The sequence below is a fragment of the Pseudorhodoferax sp. LjRoot39 genome (assembly GCF_964253035.1).
In the GTDB taxonomy this organism is placed as follows: Bacteria; Pseudomonadota; Gammaproteobacteria; order Burkholderiales; family Burkholderiaceae_C; genus Pseudorhodoferax.
Genome location: NZ_CAXUQL020000001.1, coordinates 2,195,224 through 2,212,641 on the forward strand (window position 1 = coordinate 2,195,224; position 17,418 = coordinate 2,212,641).

The 17,418-nt window shown below is 69.2% G+C and carries 17 protein-coding genes; 7 read left to right on the forward strand and 10 right to left on the reverse strand.

What is annotated here, in order from left to right:
• Positions 1 to 134 precede the first annotated feature (134 nt).
• The gene (locus ACSQ4M_RS10410) at positions 135 to 278 is read left to right on the forward strand and encodes a hypothetical protein (protein ID WP_436189458.1); all 144 of its coding nucleotides are present in this window, start codon (positions 135 to 137) and stop codon (positions 276 to 278) included.
• 50 nt (positions 279 to 328) lie between these two features.
• Positions 329 to 961 (forward strand): DedA family protein, encoded by a 633-nt coding sequence (locus tag ACSQ4M_RS10415; protein ID WP_436189459.1) that lies wholly within the window; start codon positions 329 to 331, stop codon positions 959 to 961.
• Positions 962 to 1,040: 79 nt separating this feature from the next.
• Here the strand turns inward: ACSQ4M_RS10415 and ACSQ4M_RS10420 are convergent, their stop codons facing one another.
• The 8 genes from ACSQ4M_RS10420 to ACSQ4M_RS10455 form a co-directional block, all read right to left on the reverse strand.
• Entirely contained in the window at positions 1,041 to 1,973 is a 933-nt protein-coding gene (locus tag ACSQ4M_RS10420) for an AraC family transcriptional regulator (protein ID WP_436189460.1), read from the reverse strand.
• Positions 1,974 to 2,055: 82 nt separating this feature from the next.
• Entirely contained in the window at positions 2,056 to 3,048 is a 993-nt protein-coding gene (locus ACSQ4M_RS10425) for an SLAC1 anion channel family protein (RefSeq protein ID WP_436189461.1), read from the reverse strand.
• On the reverse strand, positions 3,045 to 4,676 hold the full coding sequence (locus ACSQ4M_RS10430; protein WP_436189462.1) for an MFS transporter: 1,632 nt from the start codon (positions 4,674 to 4,676) through the stop codon (positions 3,045 to 3,047). Before ACSQ4M_RS10430 ends, ACSQ4M_RS10425 begins: the two co-directional genes overlap by 4 nt.
• Complete coding sequence (locus tag ACSQ4M_RS10435) at positions 4,673 to 5,101, reverse strand: DoxX family protein (RefSeq protein WP_436189463.1); 429 nt, start codon at positions 5,099 to 5,101, stop codon at positions 4,673 to 4,675. The genes ACSQ4M_RS10430 and ACSQ4M_RS10435 overlap by 4 nt, the downstream gene beginning before the upstream one ends.
• The gene (locus tag ACSQ4M_RS10440; protein ID WP_436189464.1) at positions 5,086 to 6,975 is read right to left on the reverse strand and encodes an amidohydrolase; all 1,890 of its coding nucleotides are present in this window, start codon (positions 6,973 to 6,975) and stop codon (positions 5,086 to 5,088) included. The genes ACSQ4M_RS10435 and ACSQ4M_RS10440 overlap by 16 nt, the downstream gene beginning before the upstream one ends.
• A 3-nt stretch (positions 6,976 to 6,978) precedes the next feature.
• The gene (locus ACSQ4M_RS10445; protein ID WP_436189465.1) at positions 6,979 to 7,815 is read right to left on the reverse strand and encodes an alpha/beta fold hydrolase; all 837 of its coding nucleotides are present in this window, start codon (positions 7,813 to 7,815) and stop codon (positions 6,979 to 6,981) included.
• A gap of 195 nt (positions 7,816 to 8,010) precedes the next feature.
• The gene (locus ACSQ4M_RS10450; protein ID WP_436189466.1) at positions 8,011 to 8,664 is read right to left on the reverse strand and encodes an isochorismatase family protein; all 654 of its coding nucleotides are present in this window, start codon (positions 8,662 to 8,664) and stop codon (positions 8,011 to 8,013) included.
• A 192-nt stretch (positions 8,665 to 8,856) separates the two neighbouring features.
• Positions 8,857 to 9,558, reverse strand: a complete 702-nt coding sequence (locus tag ACSQ4M_RS10455) for a pirin family protein (protein ID WP_436189467.1) — start codon at positions 9,556 to 9,558, stop codon at positions 8,857 to 8,859.
• 110 nt (positions 9,559 to 9,668) lie between these two features.
• Here ACSQ4M_RS10455 and ACSQ4M_RS10460 point away from each other — a divergent pair, with 110 nt between their 5' ends.
• The 4 genes from ACSQ4M_RS10460 (at position 9,669) to ACSQ4M_RS10475 (ending at position 14,212) form a co-directional block, all read left to right on the forward strand.
• On the forward strand, positions 9,669 to 10,580 hold the full coding sequence (locus tag ACSQ4M_RS10460) for a LysR family transcriptional regulator (protein ID WP_436189468.1): 912 nt from the start codon (positions 9,669 to 9,671) through the stop codon (positions 10,578 to 10,580).
• A 109-nt stretch (positions 10,581 to 10,689) separates the two neighbouring features.
• Positions 10,690 to 11,889 carry a diguanylate cyclase domain-containing protein gene (locus tag ACSQ4M_RS10465; RefSeq protein WP_436189469.1) on the forward strand — a complete coding sequence of 400 codons (1,200 nt, stop codon included), beginning with the start codon at positions 10,690 to 10,692 and terminating at the stop codon, positions 11,887 to 11,889.
• Positions 11,890 to 11,996: 107 nt separating this feature from the next.
• Positions 11,997 to 13,019 (forward strand): LLM class flavin-dependent oxidoreductase, encoded by a 1,023-nt coding sequence (locus ACSQ4M_RS10470; protein ID WP_436189470.1) that lies wholly within the window; start codon positions 11,997 to 11,999, stop codon positions 13,017 to 13,019.
• Between the two features lie 65 nt (positions 13,020 to 13,084).
• Positions 13,085 to 14,212 (forward strand): IS5 family transposase, encoded by a 1,128-nt coding sequence (locus ACSQ4M_RS10475; protein WP_436189471.1) that lies wholly within the window; start codon positions 13,085 to 13,087, stop codon positions 14,210 to 14,212.
• Positions 14,213 to 14,313: 101 nt separating this feature from the next.
• On the opposite strand, the gene ACSQ4M_RS10480 is transcribed toward ACSQ4M_RS10475, so the two are convergent.
• Positions 14,314 to 15,291: a tripartite tricarboxylate transporter substrate binding protein gene (locus tag ACSQ4M_RS10480; RefSeq protein ID WP_436189472.1), complete on the reverse strand. Its 978-nt coding sequence runs from the start codon at positions 15,289 to 15,291 to the stop codon at positions 14,314 to 14,316.
• 39 nt (positions 15,292 to 15,330) lie between these two features.
• The gene (locus ACSQ4M_RS10485; RefSeq protein ID WP_436189473.1) at positions 15,331 to 16,401 is read right to left on the reverse strand and encodes a GntG family PLP-dependent aldolase; all 1,071 of its coding nucleotides are present in this window, start codon (positions 16,399 to 16,401) and stop codon (positions 15,331 to 15,333) included.
• 85 nt (positions 16,402 to 16,486) lie between these two features.
• Between ACSQ4M_RS10485 and ACSQ4M_RS10490 the strand changes: the two genes are divergently transcribed.
• Positions 16,487 to 17,395 (forward strand): LysR substrate-binding domain-containing protein, encoded by a 909-nt coding sequence (locus ACSQ4M_RS10490; protein WP_436189474.1) that lies wholly within the window; start codon positions 16,487 to 16,489, stop codon positions 17,393 to 17,395.
• Positions 17,396 to 17,418 lie beyond the last annotated feature (23 nt).

Sequence of the window (17,418 nt, forward strand, 5' to 3'; positions counted from 1 at the left end):
ACCTTATTGCAGGCCGCGTGCCAGGACATCCGGGTTGCCCCGGATGGTCAAGCTTTTATTTGCTGTTTCGGAAACAGCGTGTTGCTCCGTGGAGGATTTATCTGCAGGCGCCCGCGGCCTACAGTCCTTCCATCATGAAAAACACCCTCGTCCTCACGTTCGCCATCCTCGGAACCGCCGCCAACATCGCCTGGGCGGGCAGCCAGCCCTCCATTCCCGCGCCGCCGGCCCACCCGCCGCTGCAGTGCGCCTGCGTGAGCGGCAACCCGGCCGCCTGAGGCCCTTTCTTCCCTTTTTCCTTTCTCTTCAGCCCCACGGAGTCCGCCCCATGCAAGCCTTGTCGTCACTGATGGTCGAGTACGGGCTGGCGCTCGTCTTCGCCGTGACGCTGGCCGCGCGGGCCGGGGTTCCGCTGCCGGCGGCGCCCCTGCTGGTGGTGGCGGGCGGCGTGGCCGTGACGGCGCCCGGCGGGCTGCTGGCGCTGTGGCTCCCGGCGCTGGCCGTGGCCACGGTCGCCAACGTGCTCGGCGACGGGCTGTGGTACCTGGCGGGCCGGCGCTACGGCCACCGCATCATGGGCTGGCTGTGCCGCTTCTCGCTGTCGCCCGACTCCTGCGTGGTCGGCAGCGAGACGCTCATGGCCCGCCACGGCGGCAGTGCGCTGCTGGCCGCGAAGTTCGTGCCGGGCGTGTCGGTCCTCGCTGCACCCATGGCCGGTGCATCTGGCATGTCCCCGGGCCGTTTCCTGCGCAACGACGCGCTGGCCAGCGCGCTCTGGTCGGCGCTGTATCTGGCGCTGGGCGCGGTGTTCAGCCGCCAGCTCGGCACGCTGCTGGACGGGCTGGCCGCTGCCGGCATGGCGCTGGCCGCCCTGGCGGCGCTGGGCCTGGCGGGCTTTGGCGCCTGGCGCTGGTGGCACCGGCATGGCGATCAAGACGTCGAGGGCGTCGGCGCCGCCTGACCCGGCGGGCCGCAGGCGCAGGCCGCCTCCCGGGCGCGGAACGCAAGACCTGCGTGTGCCTCGGTGAAAAAACGGCTTGTCAGGGGACCCGTGTGAACGGGAACGATGCGTCCACAGTGTCCCGGTGGGCGACGTTGCAGCGTTCGCGCCGCCAGGCACCCGGCGTCGCGCCCGTGGCCTGCGCGAACACCCTGGTGAAGTGGCTCTGGTCGGCAAAGCCGCACTCCGCGGCGATCTCCGCCAACGGCATCCGGGTGGTGGCCAGCAGGCCCTGCGCCTTCTCGACACGCTGGGCCTGCAGCCACTGGTGCGGCGTCTTGCCCGTGCTGGCGCGGAAGGCCCGGATGAAGTGGCTGCGCGACAACTGGCAGGCATCGGCGATGTCGCTCACCGACAGGTCGTCCTGCAGGCGGCTGTGCAGCAGTTCCTTGGCGCGGCGCTCGTGCACGCGCGAGAGGCCCTGGCGCCTGGCGTGGGCCGGTGCGGTGGCGCCGCCGTACTGTTCGAGCAGGTGTGTGCCGATCACCGTGGCCATCTGGTCCACGAACAGGCCGCTGGCTTCGGCAGGCCGTGCCAGCGCGGGCAGCAGGGCGCGCGCCAGATGGGCCAGCACCGGGTCCTGCAGGCCGGTCACGCATTCCAGGCCCGTCACGCGGCGGCCGAGCCGCTCGTCGGTGGCGCGCGCGAAGAAGCTGGGCGCCATCTCCAGCAGCACGAAGTCGAAGGCACCGAGCATGTCGGCGCGGTAGTCGTCGGCGAAATTGCGCACGTAGACCGCGCTGGTCTCGAAGCCATGCGTCGAGGCGTGGTGGGGGTGGAAGATGCGCCGGCTGTGCCCCGGCTTCAGCGAGATGCCGACCAGGTAGCCGCGGTCGCTGGCCGGCGTGGCGACCTGGCCCAGCGCGGCATCCGCCGTGCGCTTGCGGTACAGGCGCATGCCGGCGCAGGCCAGCTCCTGGTCGTGGTGCAGCTTGCCGGCCATGCAGCCCAGCGAATCGGTGACGGCCGCCATCGGCGCTCCTGCGTGGAAAGGGGCGCACGTTAACACCGGGACGCGACACCTCGGCCAGCGGCCGGCGGCGCACGGAACGCCGTCAGTCTTCGCGGAATGCGGCCCCGCTGGCCATGTGCAGCGCCGTGCGGCCGGCGATCCAGGCCACGATGGTGCTGGCGATGGCCAGGGCCACCCAGGCGATGGCGTGGGTGTAGACCGATGGCCGCGCGTGGAAGAACGCGATCGAGGCGCCGGCCCAGCCGTCGGCCGGGAAGGTCATCGCCCACCAGCTCATGAAGAACGCGCCGCGCGCCACGTGCCGCCACAGCGTGGCCAGCAGGATGGCGATGAACAGCGCCAGGCAGTACAGGATGTCGCCCAGCGCGCCGGCCTGTCCACCCGTGAAGGCCAGGTAGGCCGACAGGCCGATGGAGGGCGGCGCCAGCAGGATGAACAGCGTGGGCATGCTGCGCTGGCTCATCACCGGAACGAACAGCACGCGGTGCAGCACGATGGTGAAGAACGACAGCCAGAACACCAGCCCGACCGAGAAGAAGAACCAGCTGATCTCCACATGGCCCAGCGGCACGCCGCCCACCGGCACCAGGATGTTGCCGACCACGGGGATGAACCAGGCCGGCGTGAGCACGCCCTCGTCCTGCGCGTGCAGGACCCAGCGCCGGATCAGCGTGACGGCCAGCACGAAGTGCATCGCCGCGCCGAGCCACCACAGCCCCTCGGCCAGCGGCAGCGCATACGGGCGCACGCCGATCGACAGCACCACCATCGACACCGACACCGCAGGGAAGAAGCTGGAACGCACCGGGTGCGCGAACTCCTCCACCACCTCGGCGAAGCAAAAGCCCAGCTTGGCCAGGTGCGCGACGGCCAGGCCGACGAAGGCCAGCAGCGCGGCGACCAGCAGCACCTGGCTGATCCACAGCGGCACGCCCAGCACGCGGGCGGCCGCGGCCCAGGCGTTGGACAGGCCGCCGATGCCCATGACCATGCCGAACATGGCGATCGACAGGCGCGCCAGGAAGGGCTTGTCCGCGGCCCGCGGCGCCGGGGTCGGCAAAGCGCTTTCGCTCATGGGGCCGCTCCGGTGCTGCCGTGCTGCGGTGCCTTGCCGTCCTTGAGATCCAGCGCCAGGAAGTGGTGCACGACCGGCTTGTCCGGCCCGATGTGGAAGCGCACGGCCTCGGCCTGCATGTCGGCATCGGCCTTGGACACGCGGTGGTGCTGGCGCAGGTGCTCGGCCCAGGACTCGACCAGGAACCACTCGATCACGCGCTCGGGCTCGCCGGTGTGCTCGGCCACGCCCCAGGCGTAGGCGCCGTCGCGGCGCCGTTCGCGCGCCACCGCCTGCATGGCGTGCAGGAAGGCCGGGATGTCGTGCTTGCGGATGCGGTATTCGATCTGGATCACCACCGGGCCGCGGTCGTGCGCCACGGGCTCGGTCAGCATCGGCTCGGGCCAGTGGTTGGCGGCCTGCAGGTCGGCCTCGCCGGTCGGCAGCTTCACGCGGTGGAAGATGAAGGCCATGACCACCAGGCCGGCGGCGCCGACCAGCAGCGCCATGGGCACGCCCACCTCCTGCGCGACCAGGCCCCAGGCCAGGCTGCCGCCGGCCATGGCGCCGTTGAACACCATGAGGTAGATGGCCAGGCCGCGCCCGCGCACCCAGTTCGGCAGCACGGCCTGGGCCACGCCGTTCAGCGTGGTCAGCGCGATGATCCAGCCCACGCCCAGCACCAGCATCAACAGCACCGCCACCCACTGTGGCGGCGCCACCGACAGCGCAGCCATCACGGCTGCGGCCAGCAGTGCCGCCAGCAGCACCAGGCTGTCGGTGTCCAGCTTGCGGCGCAGCTTGGGCATCACCAGTGCGCCCACGATGGCCCCGGCACCCACGGCGCCCAGCATCACGCCGTAGAAGCCGGCCGTGCCCTGGAGCATCTTGCGCGCCACCAGCGGCAGCAGCGCCCACACGGCACTGGCGAACAGGAAGAACACCGCCGCGCGCAGCAGCACCACGTGCAGCTCCTTGCTGGCGCGGGCATAGCGCAGGCCGGCCCGGAAAGCGCCGAAGAACTGCTCCGACAGGCCCGAGTCCACGGCCGGTGGGCGCTTCCACCACAGCAGTGCGGCGATCACGAACACATAGCTCAGCACGTCGGCGCCGTAGGCCGCCGCGGCGCCGAAGCTGGCCAGCAGCAGGCCGCCGGCGGCCGGGCCCAGCGCACGCGCGATGTTGATGCCCAGCGAGTTCAGCGCCACCGCGTTCTTGAGGTCGTGCCGTGGCACCAGCTCGGGCACGATGGACTGCCAGGTCGGCCCCATCAGCGCCGCACCGATGCCGCCGACGAAGGTCAGCGCCACCAGGTATTCCACCGTCAGCGTGTCGGTGCGTGCCAGCACCAGCAGCGCGCCGCTGACCAGCGCCAGCAGGATCTGGATGCCGATCAAAAAGCGCCGCCGGTCCAGGATGTCGGACAGCACGCCCGCAGGGATCGCCAGCAGGAAGATCGGCAGCGTGGCTGCCGTCTGGATCAGCGCCACGGCTGTGGGGCTGGCCGACAGCTCGGTCACCATCCACGAGCTGGCCACGTCGCGCATGAAGCTGCCGATGTTGCCGAGCACCGTGGCGGCCCACAGGACCGCGAAGACGGGTTGGCGCAGCGGCGCGAAGCTGCCGGAGGCCGGCGTTGGATTGCTCATGGCGTGGTGACCAGGTCATGCCAGGCGACCAGCAGGAACGCGCCCGCCAGACCCCAGTGTTCGAAGAAGCTGTTGGCCACCGGCCGGCGCTGCGCAGCGGGCAGGGCCCAGAAGCGGTCGGCCAGCAGGCTTGCCAGCAGCGTGAAGCCGGCCAGGGCCAGCGCGCCCAGCCAGCGGTAGCGGCCCGTCACCACCATGGCCGAAGCAGCAAGCTCCAGCACGATGGTGGCCACAGCCAGCGGTGCCGCGGGCGCCAGGCCGAAGTGCCGCATCTCGGCCACTGCGCCAGGGAAGTCGCGCAGCTTGTCGAAGGCGCCCTGCAGGTAGGCCGAGCACAGCAGCAGCAGCGCCACGCTGTGCACCCAGGGCGCGACGAAGAGGCTGCGCAGGCCGTCCACCCAGCCCACCGTCAAACCGCCCAGCACGCGCAACCCAGCGCGCCCCAGAAGCCCTTCAGGTCGCTGATCGGCAGCTTGCTGCTCCAGGCCGTGGCGTGCTGGTGGCCGTGCACATTGCAGTCGTTGGCGCAGGCGCAGGCCGCCGCAGCTTGCTGCAGCGTGGCCTGCAGCGGCGCGCCCTGTTCGCCCCAGTTTCCATACCCGCCGAAGCGCCGCACGGGCGACCAGTCGGGCATGGCCGGTGGCGGCGCGCCTGCATCGTGCGCGGCGAAGTCGCCGGCCGCGTAGACCACCTTGCCACCCACCATGGTCAGCAGCGCCGTGGTGTCGGCGATGTCGGATTCGGGGCAGGCGAAGAAGTCGCGGTCGGGCACCACGAGGTCGGCGAACTGGCCCACCTCGATGCGGCCCTTCTTGCCCACCTCGTTGCTGAACCAGGTGACGTTCTCGGTCCACATGCGCAATGCGGCCTCGCGGTCCAGGCAGTTGCGCTGCGGGTAGAGCTGCATGCCGCCCACCGTCTTGCCGGTCACGAGCCAGGACAGCGACACCCAGGGGTTGTAGGAGGCCACGCGCGTGGCGTCGGTGCCGGCCGAGACCTTGACGCCTTTCTCCAGGATCTTCTTGACCGGCGGCGTGGCCTCGGCCGCGCCAGCGCCGTAGCGCTCGACGAAGTACTCGCCCTGGTAGGCCATGCGGTGCTGCACGGCGATGCCGCCGCCCAGTGCGGCGATGCGGTCGATGCTCTGGTCGGAAATCGTCTCGCAGTGGTCGAAGAACCAGTTCAGGCCAGCCAGGGGCACGTCGCGATTGACCTTCTCGAACACGTCGAGCGCGCGCGCGATGGTCTCGTCGTAGGTGGCGTGCAGGCGCCAGGGCCAGCGGTTCTGCGCCAGCAGGCGCACCACCTCTTCGAGCTCGCCCTCCATCTCGGGCGCCATGTCGGGCCGCGGCTGGCGGAAGTCCTCGAAGTCGGCGGCCGAGAACACCAGCATCTCGCCCGCGCCGTTGTGGCGGAACCAGTCCGTGCCCTGCTTGTACTGCGAGGTGGCGGTCCAGTTCAGGAAGTCGGCCTTCTCCTGCTTGGGCTTTTGCGTGAACAGGTTGTAGGCCAGGCGGATGGTGAGCTGGTCGGCCTTGGCCAGTTCCTCGATGACGGCGTAGTCGTCCGGGTAGTTCTGAAAGCCCCCTCCGGCGTCGATCGCGCCCGTCACGCCCAGGCGGTTGAGCTCGCGCATGAAGTGGCGCGTGGAGTTGAGCTGGTAGTCGTAGGGCAGCTTGGGGCCTTTGGCCAGCGTGGCGTACAGGATGCTCGCGTTGGGCTTGGCCAGCAGCAGGCCGGTCGGGTTGCCGGCGCTGTCGCGCACGATCTCGCCGCCGGGTGGGGCGGGGGTGTCCCGGGTATAGCCCACGGCGCGCAGCGCGGCGCCGTTGAGCAGCGCGCGGTCGTACAGGTGCAGCAGGAACACCGGCGTGTCGGGCGCCACGGCGTTGAGCTCGTCGATGGTGGGCAGGCGCTTCTCGGCGAACTGGTGCTCGGTGAAGCCGCCCACCACGCGCACCCATTGCGGCGCGGGCGTGATGGCGACCTGGGCCTTGAGCATGGCCATGGCGTCGGCCAGGCTCTTCACGCCGTCCCAGCGCAGCTCCAGGTTGAAGTTCAGGCCGCCGCGGATGATGTGCAGGTGGTTGTCGATCAGGCCGGGCAGCACCGCGCGGCCTTGCAGGTCGATGACCCGCGTGGCCGGGCCGGCCAGGGCCATGGCCTCGGCGTCGCTGCCCACGGCGGCGAAGCGCCCGCCGCGGATGGCCACGGCGCTGGCCGTCGGATTGGCACGGTCCAGGGTGGTGAAGCGGCCACCGCGCAGGACGACATCGGCGAATTCTTGGCCAGCGCCCATGGTTCAGCCCCGGATGAAGGAGAGGATGTCGGCGTTCAGCACGTCGGCGTTCACGGTCAGCATGCCGTGCGAGTAGCCCGGATAGACCTTGAGCGTGCCGTTCTGCAGCAGCTTGACCGACTTGAGCGCGGAGTCCGCGATCGGCACGATCTGGTCGTCGTCGCCATGCAGCACCAGCGTGGGCACGGTGATGGCCTTGAGGTCTTCGGTCTGGTCGGTTTCCGAGAAGGCCTTGATGCCGTCGTAGTGCGCCTTGGCGCTGCCCATCATGCCCTGGCGCCACCAGTTGCGGATCACGCCTTCGTGCACGGTCGCGCCGGGCCGGTTGAAGCCGTAGAACGGGCCCGTCGCCACGTCCAGGAAAGTCTGTGCGCGGTTGCCGGCCGTGCCGGCACGGAAGCCGTCGAAGACCTCCATCGGCAGCCCTTCGGGGTTGGCTTCGGTCTTGAGCATCAGCGGCGGCACGGCCGACACCAGCACCGCCTTGGCCACGCGGCCAGCCGGCTGGCCATGCTTGGCCACATAGCGCGCCACCTCGCCACCGCCCGTGGAGTGGCCCACGTGCACCGCATTGCGCAGGTCCAGGTGCTCGGCCACCGCGAAGGCGTCGGCCGCGTAGTGGTCCATGTCATGGCCCTCGCTGACCTGGGCCGAACGGCCATGGCCGCGCCGGTCGTGCGCCACCACGCGGAAACCCTGCTGCACGAAGAACAGCATCTGCGCGTCCCAGTCGTCCGATGACAGCGGCCAGCCGTGGTGGAACATGATGGGCTGGGCGTCCTTGGGCCCCCAGTCCTTGTAGAAGATCGCGGTGCCGTCGGCGGTGACGATGGTGCTCATGGTGTGTGCTCCGGTTCAATGGTGGCGCTGCGCGCCGTGGGACAAAACAAGGCTCGCATGCCACTGCTCCGAAGGCCGCGGAGCAGGCCATGCGGGGGCACCCGCGGAACTGGCTCTGCCAGGCCGCTGGGTGCGCCCCTTGAGGGGTATGGACTGGCTACACGCAGTGAGCCAGGCAAAGGGGTGGTCCTATTCCTAACCCTCATGGGCGCCGAACATGGCGCGGGCGTAGTTGATGCCGATGCCGTAGCCGCCGCCGAACTTGCGCGCGATGCCCGTCGTCATGTCGTAGGTATCGGTGCGGGCCCAGTCGCGCTGCATTTCCAGCAGGTACTGCAGAGAGGTGATGGGCTGTGCGCCGGCCTGCACCATGCGGTCCATGGCGCGGTTGTGGGCCTCGGTGGAGATGTCGCCGCAGGCGTCGGCGATCACGTAGACCTCGAAGCCCTGGTCCAGCGCCGACAGGGCCGGACCGACGATGCACACGCTGGTCCACAGGCCGGCCAGCACGATGCGGCTCTTGCCGATGGCGTTGATGCGGGCGATGACGGCGGCGTCTTCCCAGGTGTTCATCGAGGTGCGGTCGAGCAGCTGCAGGCCCGGGAACGGCGCGGTGACCTCGTCGAACATGGGGCCGGAGAAGCTCTTCTCGGCCACGGTCGTCAGGATGGTGGAGGCGCCGAAGCCAGCGGCAGCGCTGGCCACCAGGCCGGCATTGGAGCGCAGCTGCACCGGGTCGATGGAATGGGTGGCAAACGCCATCTGCGACTGGAAGTCGATCATGACCAGCGTGTGGTCGGTCGGGTTCAACAGCTTGGCGCCGGGCGTGGGGGTTGCGGTGATGGCCATGGTGAAAGCTCCTGTGGAGGTGAAGGAAAAAAAGAGGTGGCAGGCGGCGCCGGATGGTGATGGAAGTCACCGCCTGCGGGATAGACCGTTTGTGCGGTCCCTGGAACGAATGTGCTCACTGGGGCACCCTTCGGCCTGCGGCCTGTCCCGCCAAGCGGGAGCGAGCTTGCTTGGGGCGGCCCGGCGCGGCGCTCAGGCGGCGGAGTCCACCAGCACGAGCTCGGCGTCGGCCACGGCGGTCACGCGCAGCGTGTCCACGTCGCGGATGGCGGCGCCGTCGCGCGCTTCGAAGCGCACGCCCTCGATCTCGACCGTGCCGCTGGCCGGCACCAGGTAGCCGCGCCGGCCCTTGCCGAGCTGGTACTCCGCGCTCTCGCCGGCCTTCAACGTGGCGCCCAGCACCCGGGCGTTGGTGCGGATCGGCAGTGCGTCCTCGTCACCGGCCATCCCGCTGGCCAGGGCCACGAACTGGCCCGAGCGCTCGCCCTTGGGGAAGGGCTTGGCGCCCCAGGAGGGTGCCTTGCCGCGGCTGTCCGGCATGATCCAGATCTGGAAGATCTTGGTCACGCCGGGCTCCTGGTTGTATTCGGAATGGCGCACGCCGGTGCCGGCGCTCATGACCTGCACATCGCCCGCTTCGGTGCGGCCCTTGTTGCCCATGTTGTCCTGGTGCGTGATGGCGCCTTCCCGCACGTAGGTGATGATTTCCATGTCGGCATGGGCATGCGGCGGGAAGCCGGTGTTCGGCGCGATGGTGTCGTCGTTCCAGACGCGCAGCGCGCCCCAGTGCATGCGGGCCGGGTCGTGGTAATCGGCGAACGAGAAATGGTGCTTGGCGTCGAGCCAGCCGTGGTTGGCTCCACCGAGTTCTGCGAAGGGGCGGCGTTCGATCATGGTGTTTTCTCCTGCGGCGGCTGCCGTGTGTGTTGCGATGGAGTGACTGTAGAAATCCTTGATTGATAAGAGAATAGAAAAGATGGAAAACCATCTATTCCAAAAATGCCATGAGCAAGCTGCCTGACCTGGAGGCCTGGGCGATCTTCGCCAAGGTGGCCGAAACCGGCTCGTTCGCGCGGGCGGCGGCCGACCTGGTGGTCTCGCAGCCCACCGTCTCCAAGGCCATCACGCGGCTGGAGACGCGGCTGCGCGTGGTGCTGTTCCACCGCACCTCGCGCAAGATGTCGCTCACGGCCAGCGGCGAGTTGGCGCTGGAGCGCGCCGCCCGCATCCTGGCCGAGGGCGAGGCGGTGGAGGCCGAGGTCACCGAGCAGTCCAAGAGCCTGCGTGGCGCGATCCGCGTGGCCGCACCCATGTCTTTCGGCGTCACGCACCTGGGGCCGGTGCTGCCGGGCTTCATGGCGCAGCACCCCGAGGTCACGCTGGACGTGCACTTCAGCGACGCGCTGACCGACGTGGTGGCCGACGGCTTCGACCTCGCGCTGCGCATTTCCAGCCTGCCCGATTCGAGCCTGCTGGCGCGCCGCCTGTGCACGGTGCGCATCCTGCTGGTGGGCGCACCGGCCTACTTTGCGCAGCATGGCCAGCCGGCCCATCCGCGCGACCTGGCCGGCCACCGCGCGCTGCGCTACGTGCATGCGCGCGTGGGCGAGGCCTGGCGCTTTCGGCACGCGCGCGATGGCGAATTCGCCCAGGTCGTGCCCTCGGCCCTGCGCGTGAACAATGCCGAGGCCCTGGTGCCAGCCCTGCGCGCCGGCCTGGGCCTGGCGCTGCAACCCGAGTTCCTGGCCTGGGAAGACCTGCGCGCGGGCCGGCTCGTGCAGGCCATGCCCGCCTGGCAGGTCGCCCCGATCGCACTGCACATCGTGACGCCGCCGGGCCGCGCCAAGCCGGCGCGCGTGCAGGCGCTGACCGACCACCTGGCGCAGGCCTTCGCGCAGGCGCCCTGGGCCAGCTGACGCCACACGGCCCGGCCCACCGCGTTTTCCGCGCTGCCCCGGCGTTTTCATCCGGCGTGCATGGGCTTGGCCGAGAATGCAACCAGATATTTCCTGAACAGGGCCTGCCTTGCCGCTTCTTCCTGCTTCCGGGCTGACCCCGGGCTCGCTGTTCGCCTGCCTGGGGCTGTTCGCCGTGCTCACGGCCGTGTTCGCGGTCAGGGCTTCGCGCGGCATGCCGGGCTTCGAGCGGCCCTTGCGCCTGTGGGCCGCGGCGCTGTCGTGCGTGGCCGTGGCGGCGGCCGGCTACCTGGCGCGGCCCTGGCTGGCCGGTCCGCTCGCCTACCTGGTGCCCAACCTGGCGGTGCTGAGCGCGGTGGCCGTCATGGGCATGAGCTTTGCCACGCTGCAGGGCGGCCAGCCGCGCCGGGCCCGCTGGAACTGGGCCCTGGTGCTGCTGACCATGGCCGCGCTGCTGGGTGCGCAGGCCTGGCAGGCGCCCTATGCCGTGCTGGCTGCCGTCGCTGCCACAGGCCTGGGGCTGCTGCTGCTGCACGGCGCGTTGCTGTTCCTGCCGCAGCTGCGCGTGCGCCCGCGTGCGCTGCCCGAGACCTGGGTGCTGGCCTCCTTACTGGTGGTGGCCGCCAGCTTCATGCTGCGGGCGGTGTCGAGCGGCGCCGACCTCTGGACGCACCACGGTCCCTGGTCCGGCCACCCCATGCTGGTGGTGGGCTTGGTGTTCGTCACCAACTGCTCGCTGGCCTTCTTCTCCATGCTGCACGAGCGCCAGCGCACCGCGCTGCAGCACAGCTACCAACGCGACAGCCTCACGGGCCTGTACGCGCGCGGTGTGTTCTTCGAGAAGGCCCAGGCCGCGCTGCAGATGGCCAACGTGGGCGAGGCGTTCGCCGTGCTGATGCTCGACCTGGACCACTTCAAGCGCATCAACGACACCCATGGCCACTTGGTGGGCGACAAGGTCATCGCCCACGCGGCGCGGCTGCTGAACAGCAGCATCCGCTTGAACGACCTGGCCGGCCGTTACGGCGGCGAGGAGTTCTGCCTGCTGCTGCACGACTGCGACGGCGAGCGCGCGCAGCGCTTCCTGCAGCGCGTGCTGCACCGTGCCGAGCAGCCACTGAGCTTGCGCGACGGGCGCAGCCTGCCGTTCAGCTTCTCGGCCGGCTTCGTGATCTTCCGCATGGAAGACAAGGCGCCGCCGCTGGAGCAACTGCTCGACCGGGCCGACCAGGCTTTGCTGCAGGCCAAGGCCCAGGGCCGCAACCGGGCGGTGCAGGCCTGCGGCGAGGGACTCTGCCCCGTGCCCTGAGAACGTGTGGACGCACCGCTGACACCCACGCGAGGCCCGATGAGCACCTGCTGTGCCTTTGGAAAGCGGGCATAGTGGCCCGCCGCAAGACTTTCGCAACGCATTCCATGAAGAAGATCGGATTCCTCTCGTTCGGCCACTGGACGCCGTCACCCCAATCGCAGACCCGCTCGGCCGCCGACGCGCTGCTGCAGTCCATCGAGCTGGCCGTGGCGGCCGAGGAACTGGGGGCCGACGGCGCCTACTTCCGCGTGCACCATTTCGCGCGCCAGCTCAGCGCGCCGTTCCCGCTGCTGGCGGCCATCGGCGCGAAGACCCGGCGCATCGAGATCGGCACCGGCGTGATCGACATGCGCTACGAGAACCCGCTCTACATGGCCGAGGATGCAGGCGCCGCCGACCTCATCGCCGGCGGCCGCCTGCAGTTGGGCATCAGCCGTGGCTCGCCCGAGCAGGTCATCGATGGCTGGCGCCATTTCGGCTACGTTCCGGCCGAGGGCCAGACCGAAGCCGACATGGCCCGCCAGCACACCGAGGTCTTGTTGGACGTGCTCAAGGGCGAGGGCTTCGCCCAGCCCAATCCGCGCCCGATGTTCCCGAACCCGCCCGGACTGCTGCGGGTGGAGCCCCACGCGCCGGGCTTGCGCGAGCGCATCTGGTGGGGATCGAGCTCGAACGCCACGGCGGTCTGGGCCGCCAGGCTGGGCATGCACCTGCAGAGTTCCACGCTCAAGAACGACGAGACCGGCGAGCCCTTCCACGTGCAGCAGGCCCAGCAGATCCGGGCCTACCGTGCGGCCTGGCAGGAGGCCGGCCACGCGCGCACGCCGCGCGTGTCGGTGAGCCGCAGCATCTTCGCGCTGGTGAACGACATGGACCGCATGTACTTCGGGCGCAGCGGCCAGGACGGCGACCAGATCGGCTTCATCGACGACAGGACGCAGGCCATCTTCGGCCGCAGCTACGCGGCCGAGCCCGAGACGCTGGTGCGCCAGCTGGCGCAGGACGAGGCCATCGCCGAGGCCGACACGCTGCTGCTGACGGTGCCCAACCAGCTCGGCGTGGACTACAACGTGCATGTGATCGAGACGATCTTGAAAGAGGTGGCGCCTGCGCTGGGCTGGCGCTGAGAGGGTGTATCTGAATTAAAATACCCTGCGCGCCCTCTCGGTTCTGGGAGCGCAGGAGGTGACGAGTGGACACGGGGACGAGCAAGAAGCAACCCGGCAGGCCAGCACTGCTGCAAGCGCAGGACCTGCGCGCATTGGTGGAGCTGGCGCTGCGCATGCCGCAGTCGTCGATGGATGAGCTCACCCGCGAGTTCGTTCGCCACACGGGCATCGATGTCTGCTCGGCGACGATTCGCAAGGCGCTGAAGAAGGCGGGAGTCAAGCGCGTGCGCCCGCCTCGCGGCGCCAGCACGCGTGCGGCGGTCCAGGGCTCGGCTCCGCAGCGCTACGGCTACACGACAGCGCACCGCCGGCAAGCCAAGCCTGGCGGCATGAACACGGACCTGACCGATGCCGAGTGGGCTCTCGTGCATGACCTGTTTGAGCGCGAAGGTGGGCGCGGCAAGCCGATCACGCACGCGCGCCGCGACATTGCCAACGCCTGCATGTACATCGTGCGCACCGGCTGCGCGTGGCGCTTGCTGCCCGGCAACTTTCCGCCTTGGCGTGCGGTGTACTCGGCCTTTCGCGGCTGGGCACGCGCCGGCACCTTCGAGGCCATGCACGACCGGTTGCGCCAACAGTGGCGCGACCGCGTGGGCAAGGCACCCGAACCCACGGCGGCCATCATCGATTCGCAAAGCACGCGCAGCACCCCGCAGGGCGCAGACACCGGCTTCGATGCCGGCAAAAAGGTCAAGGGCCGCAAGCGCCACTTGGTGGTCGACACGCTGGGGCTGCTGCTGGCTGTGACCGTCACGGCTGCCAGCGTGCAGGATCGCGACGGGGCCGCATCCGTGGTGGCCCAAGCCTGCGCCAAGGTGACGGGCCTCAAGAGGCTGTACGCAGACTCGGCCTACGGCGGTCAGTGCGCCATGGACCTGGAGAAGACGCATGGCATCGCCGTAGAGATCGTCCGCAGACCTTCGAATCGCGTGACGGGCACGTTTGTTGTCGAGCAGCAGCAACTGTGGCCCGAGGCCCCAGCCAAGGGCTTCGTCGTGCAAGCCAAGCGCTGGGTGGTCGAGCGCACCCACGCATGGAACGAGCGTGCGCGCAGGCTGATCGCTCACCATGACCGCTCCAACTGGGCGCCTGTGGCCTGGGTCTGGCTCGCAGAAGCGCGTATGCTCGCAACTAGGCTGGCCGGGTAAATCATTTTAGATACACCCTCTGAGGCGGGCAGGCCGCAAGGGGGCCCGGCCAGAGCGTCGTCGCAGGCGGCGCCTTGCGGCCGACTCCCAATCTGGGCGGTTCAGTTGAGCGTGAAGCCCGTCTGTTTCACGATCGACTGCCAGCGCGCAAGGTCGTCCTTCATGAATCGGGTGAAAGCTGCAGGACCGCGCGGCATCGTGTCGATGAACGCATCGCTCAATCTGGATTTCACCTCTTGCAAGTCCATGACCTTGCCGATCGCTGCATCGAGTTGCTGCATCACCTCCGTCGGTACCTTGGCAGGAGCGACAAAGCCGTACCATGCGGCCCCTTCGAAGCCGGGCACCGTCTCGGCAAACGTCTGCACGCCCGGCAACCTCGGATCGCGTGCGGCCGTGGCGATCGCCAGGACCTTGAGTCGCTTGGCCTGGATGTGCGGCATGCAGGCGGGGATCGAGTTGATCACCATGGGAACCTGTCCGCCGACGGCATCCGAAAGCGCCAGCGCGCCTCCCTTGTACGGGACATGCACCGCGCCCAGGCCGGTCTTGAACTTGAGCTGTTCGAACAGCAGGTGCGGCGCGGATCCCTGACCGGGCGTGCCGACAGCGAGCTTGCTGGCCTGGCTTGCCGGCATGGCCAGCAACTCCTTCAGCGAGTCGGCCTGCAGGCTCGGATTGGCGACCAGCAACTGGGGCGAGGATCCGATCAAGGTGATCGGCGCAAAGTCCAAGATGGGGTCGAACGGCAACTTGGGCTGGACTGCTGCGTTGGTGGCGTGCGCGGTGTCGGCCAGCAAGAGGGTGTAACCATCCGCAGGGCTCTTCGCGGCATGGTCCGTGCCGATCATGCCCGAGGCCCCGGCCTTGTTGTCGACGATGACCGACCAGCCCATGGCCTCCGTGAGCTTCTGGGCGAACAGGCGTGCGACGAAGTCCGAGCCTCCGCCGGGGCTGTAGGGAACCACCAGCTTGATCGGCTTGTTCGGGAAGCCGCTCGCGCGTGCGGGGCTGCCGATCGAAGCGGCGGTGGCCGCCAGAGTCGAGGCAAGGACGCCCCGGCGAGAGATGGTGAACATGGAGACTCCCAGAGTGGAACAAGAAACGGGGCAGCCGGCTCAGGCCTTGCCGAGCAGGACCGGCACAAGCCTTTGGAATCTCTCGAGTGCCAGGTCGATGGCCGCGGCGCTGAGATGGCGATGGGTGACCATGCGCAGGCGCCGTGCGCCGTTCGGACGCACGAGCAGGCCGCCCTTGGCGAGCACTTGCACCCACGCACTGCTGTCCGGCGCCGTGTCGGGGAGCTCGGCGATGAGAATGTTCGTCGCGGGGATGTTGACGCGGAACTGCGGGTCGATGCGGCGAAGCCCGTCGCTGAGCCGCCGCGCCTGGGCGTGGTCCTGCGCCAGCCGGGCGACATGCGATTGAAGCGCGACCAGGCCCGCAGCGGCCACCACACCGATCTGCCGCTGCGTACCGCCGAGCATCTTGCGCAGCTTCTTCGCGCCCCGGATGGTCGCTGTCGACCCGACGATCACCGAGCCCGCCGGGGCGCTCAGCCCTTTGGACAGGCAGATCACCGTGGTGTCCGTGTACCGCGCGATGGCATGAGGCTGGACACCGAGCGCGACCGCCGCGTTGAACAGGCGCGCGCCGTCCAGGTGCACGCGCGCGCCAGCCGCCTGAGCCGCCGACCATACGGATTGCATGTGGTCCAGCGGCAGCACCGCCCCACCCGCGTTGGCATGGCTGGTTTCCATGCACACCAGTTCCGTGCGGAGCGCGCCAGGGCGCTGGAGCGCGTCCTCCAGCGCACCCAGGTCCATGGCCCCCGCCACGCCTGGGATTCCGACGTAGGCGATACCGCCGAACGTAGCCCCCGCGCGCTCCGACAGGTACATGTGAGAGCTTGCCTCCATCGCCACCTGCCCTTGCCGCGGTGTGTGCGACAGCACGGCAATCAGGTTGCCCATCGTGGCCGTCGGGACGAACAGGCCGGCCTCTTTCCCGAGCATCCGGGCGGCTGCGCCCTCCAGCTCTTGCACGGTCGGGTCGCCATCGAGTCCATCGTCTCCGAGCGGAGCGGTCAGCATGCGCTCGTACATCGCGGGGGTCGGCAGCGTCACGGTGTCGCTTCGCAGATCCACGGAGGCCGCTTCGGATCTGGTGGTCTCGGGGCTCTGGTGCATGGGCAGAAGTATTCGGCAGCAGGCCTCATTCGCATAATGCGTTGTTGCATGCGCTTCATACAATGTTGATATGAGCGGCCGACGCATGACCTTCAAGCACATCGAAGCGTTCCGCATCGTCATGCAGACGGGATCGATGACGGAAGCGTCCAGGCGGCTGCATACCTCCCAGCCTCAAATCAGCCGCCTCATCGCGCAACTGGAGGACATCGTCGGGTTCCTGCTGTTCGAGCGCCGCGGCACCCGCCTGGAGCCGCTGATCGACGGCAAGCAGTTCTTTCAGGAGGTCGAGAAGTCCTTTGTCGGGCTCGTCGGCCTGGAGGTGGCGGCGTCCAACATCAAGACCTTCAGCGGAGATCGGCTGGCTGTCGCAGCGATGCCGCGGATCGCTGGTGGCCTGCTGACCCAGGCGGTGTCGCATTTCAAGCGGCTGCACCCGGCCACGCTGGTGACGATCCACTCGGGAGCCGCGAGCACCGTCAACACCTGGGTCAGCACTGGAGTCTGTGACGTTGGGCTCGCGGTACTCTATGGCGACGACGTGCCCGGGATGCGTGTGGAGACGCTGCTGGACATGGATTGCGTGGCCGTGCTGCCGCAGGGCCATCGTCTGGCGGCGGAGCCCACCATCCACGCCCGCGACCTGGATGGAGAAGACTTCGTTTCGTTCCCCATGGGCAGCTCCGCGCGTGAACGGATGGATCGGGTGTTCGCCGGCGCCAATGCGCGTCCGCGTACGGTTCTGGAGTCGGATCTGGGCGCCTCCGTTTGTGCGCTGGTCGGCGCGGGGTTCGGCATCGCGGTCATCAATCCCCTTGCAGCGCTGGAGGAGCGTGAGGCCCAACACCTCGTGGTTCGCCCGTTCGCACCGCGCATTGCGATCCGTCTCGCGCTCCTGCTGGCCCCCGACGCACCCCAGTCACGGTTGGTGGGCGCTTTCACCGACAGCGTGCGCGAGGTGATCGCGCACGCCGAGATGCCCCACAGATCCTAGTCGCTCATCGAAAGCGCCCTCCA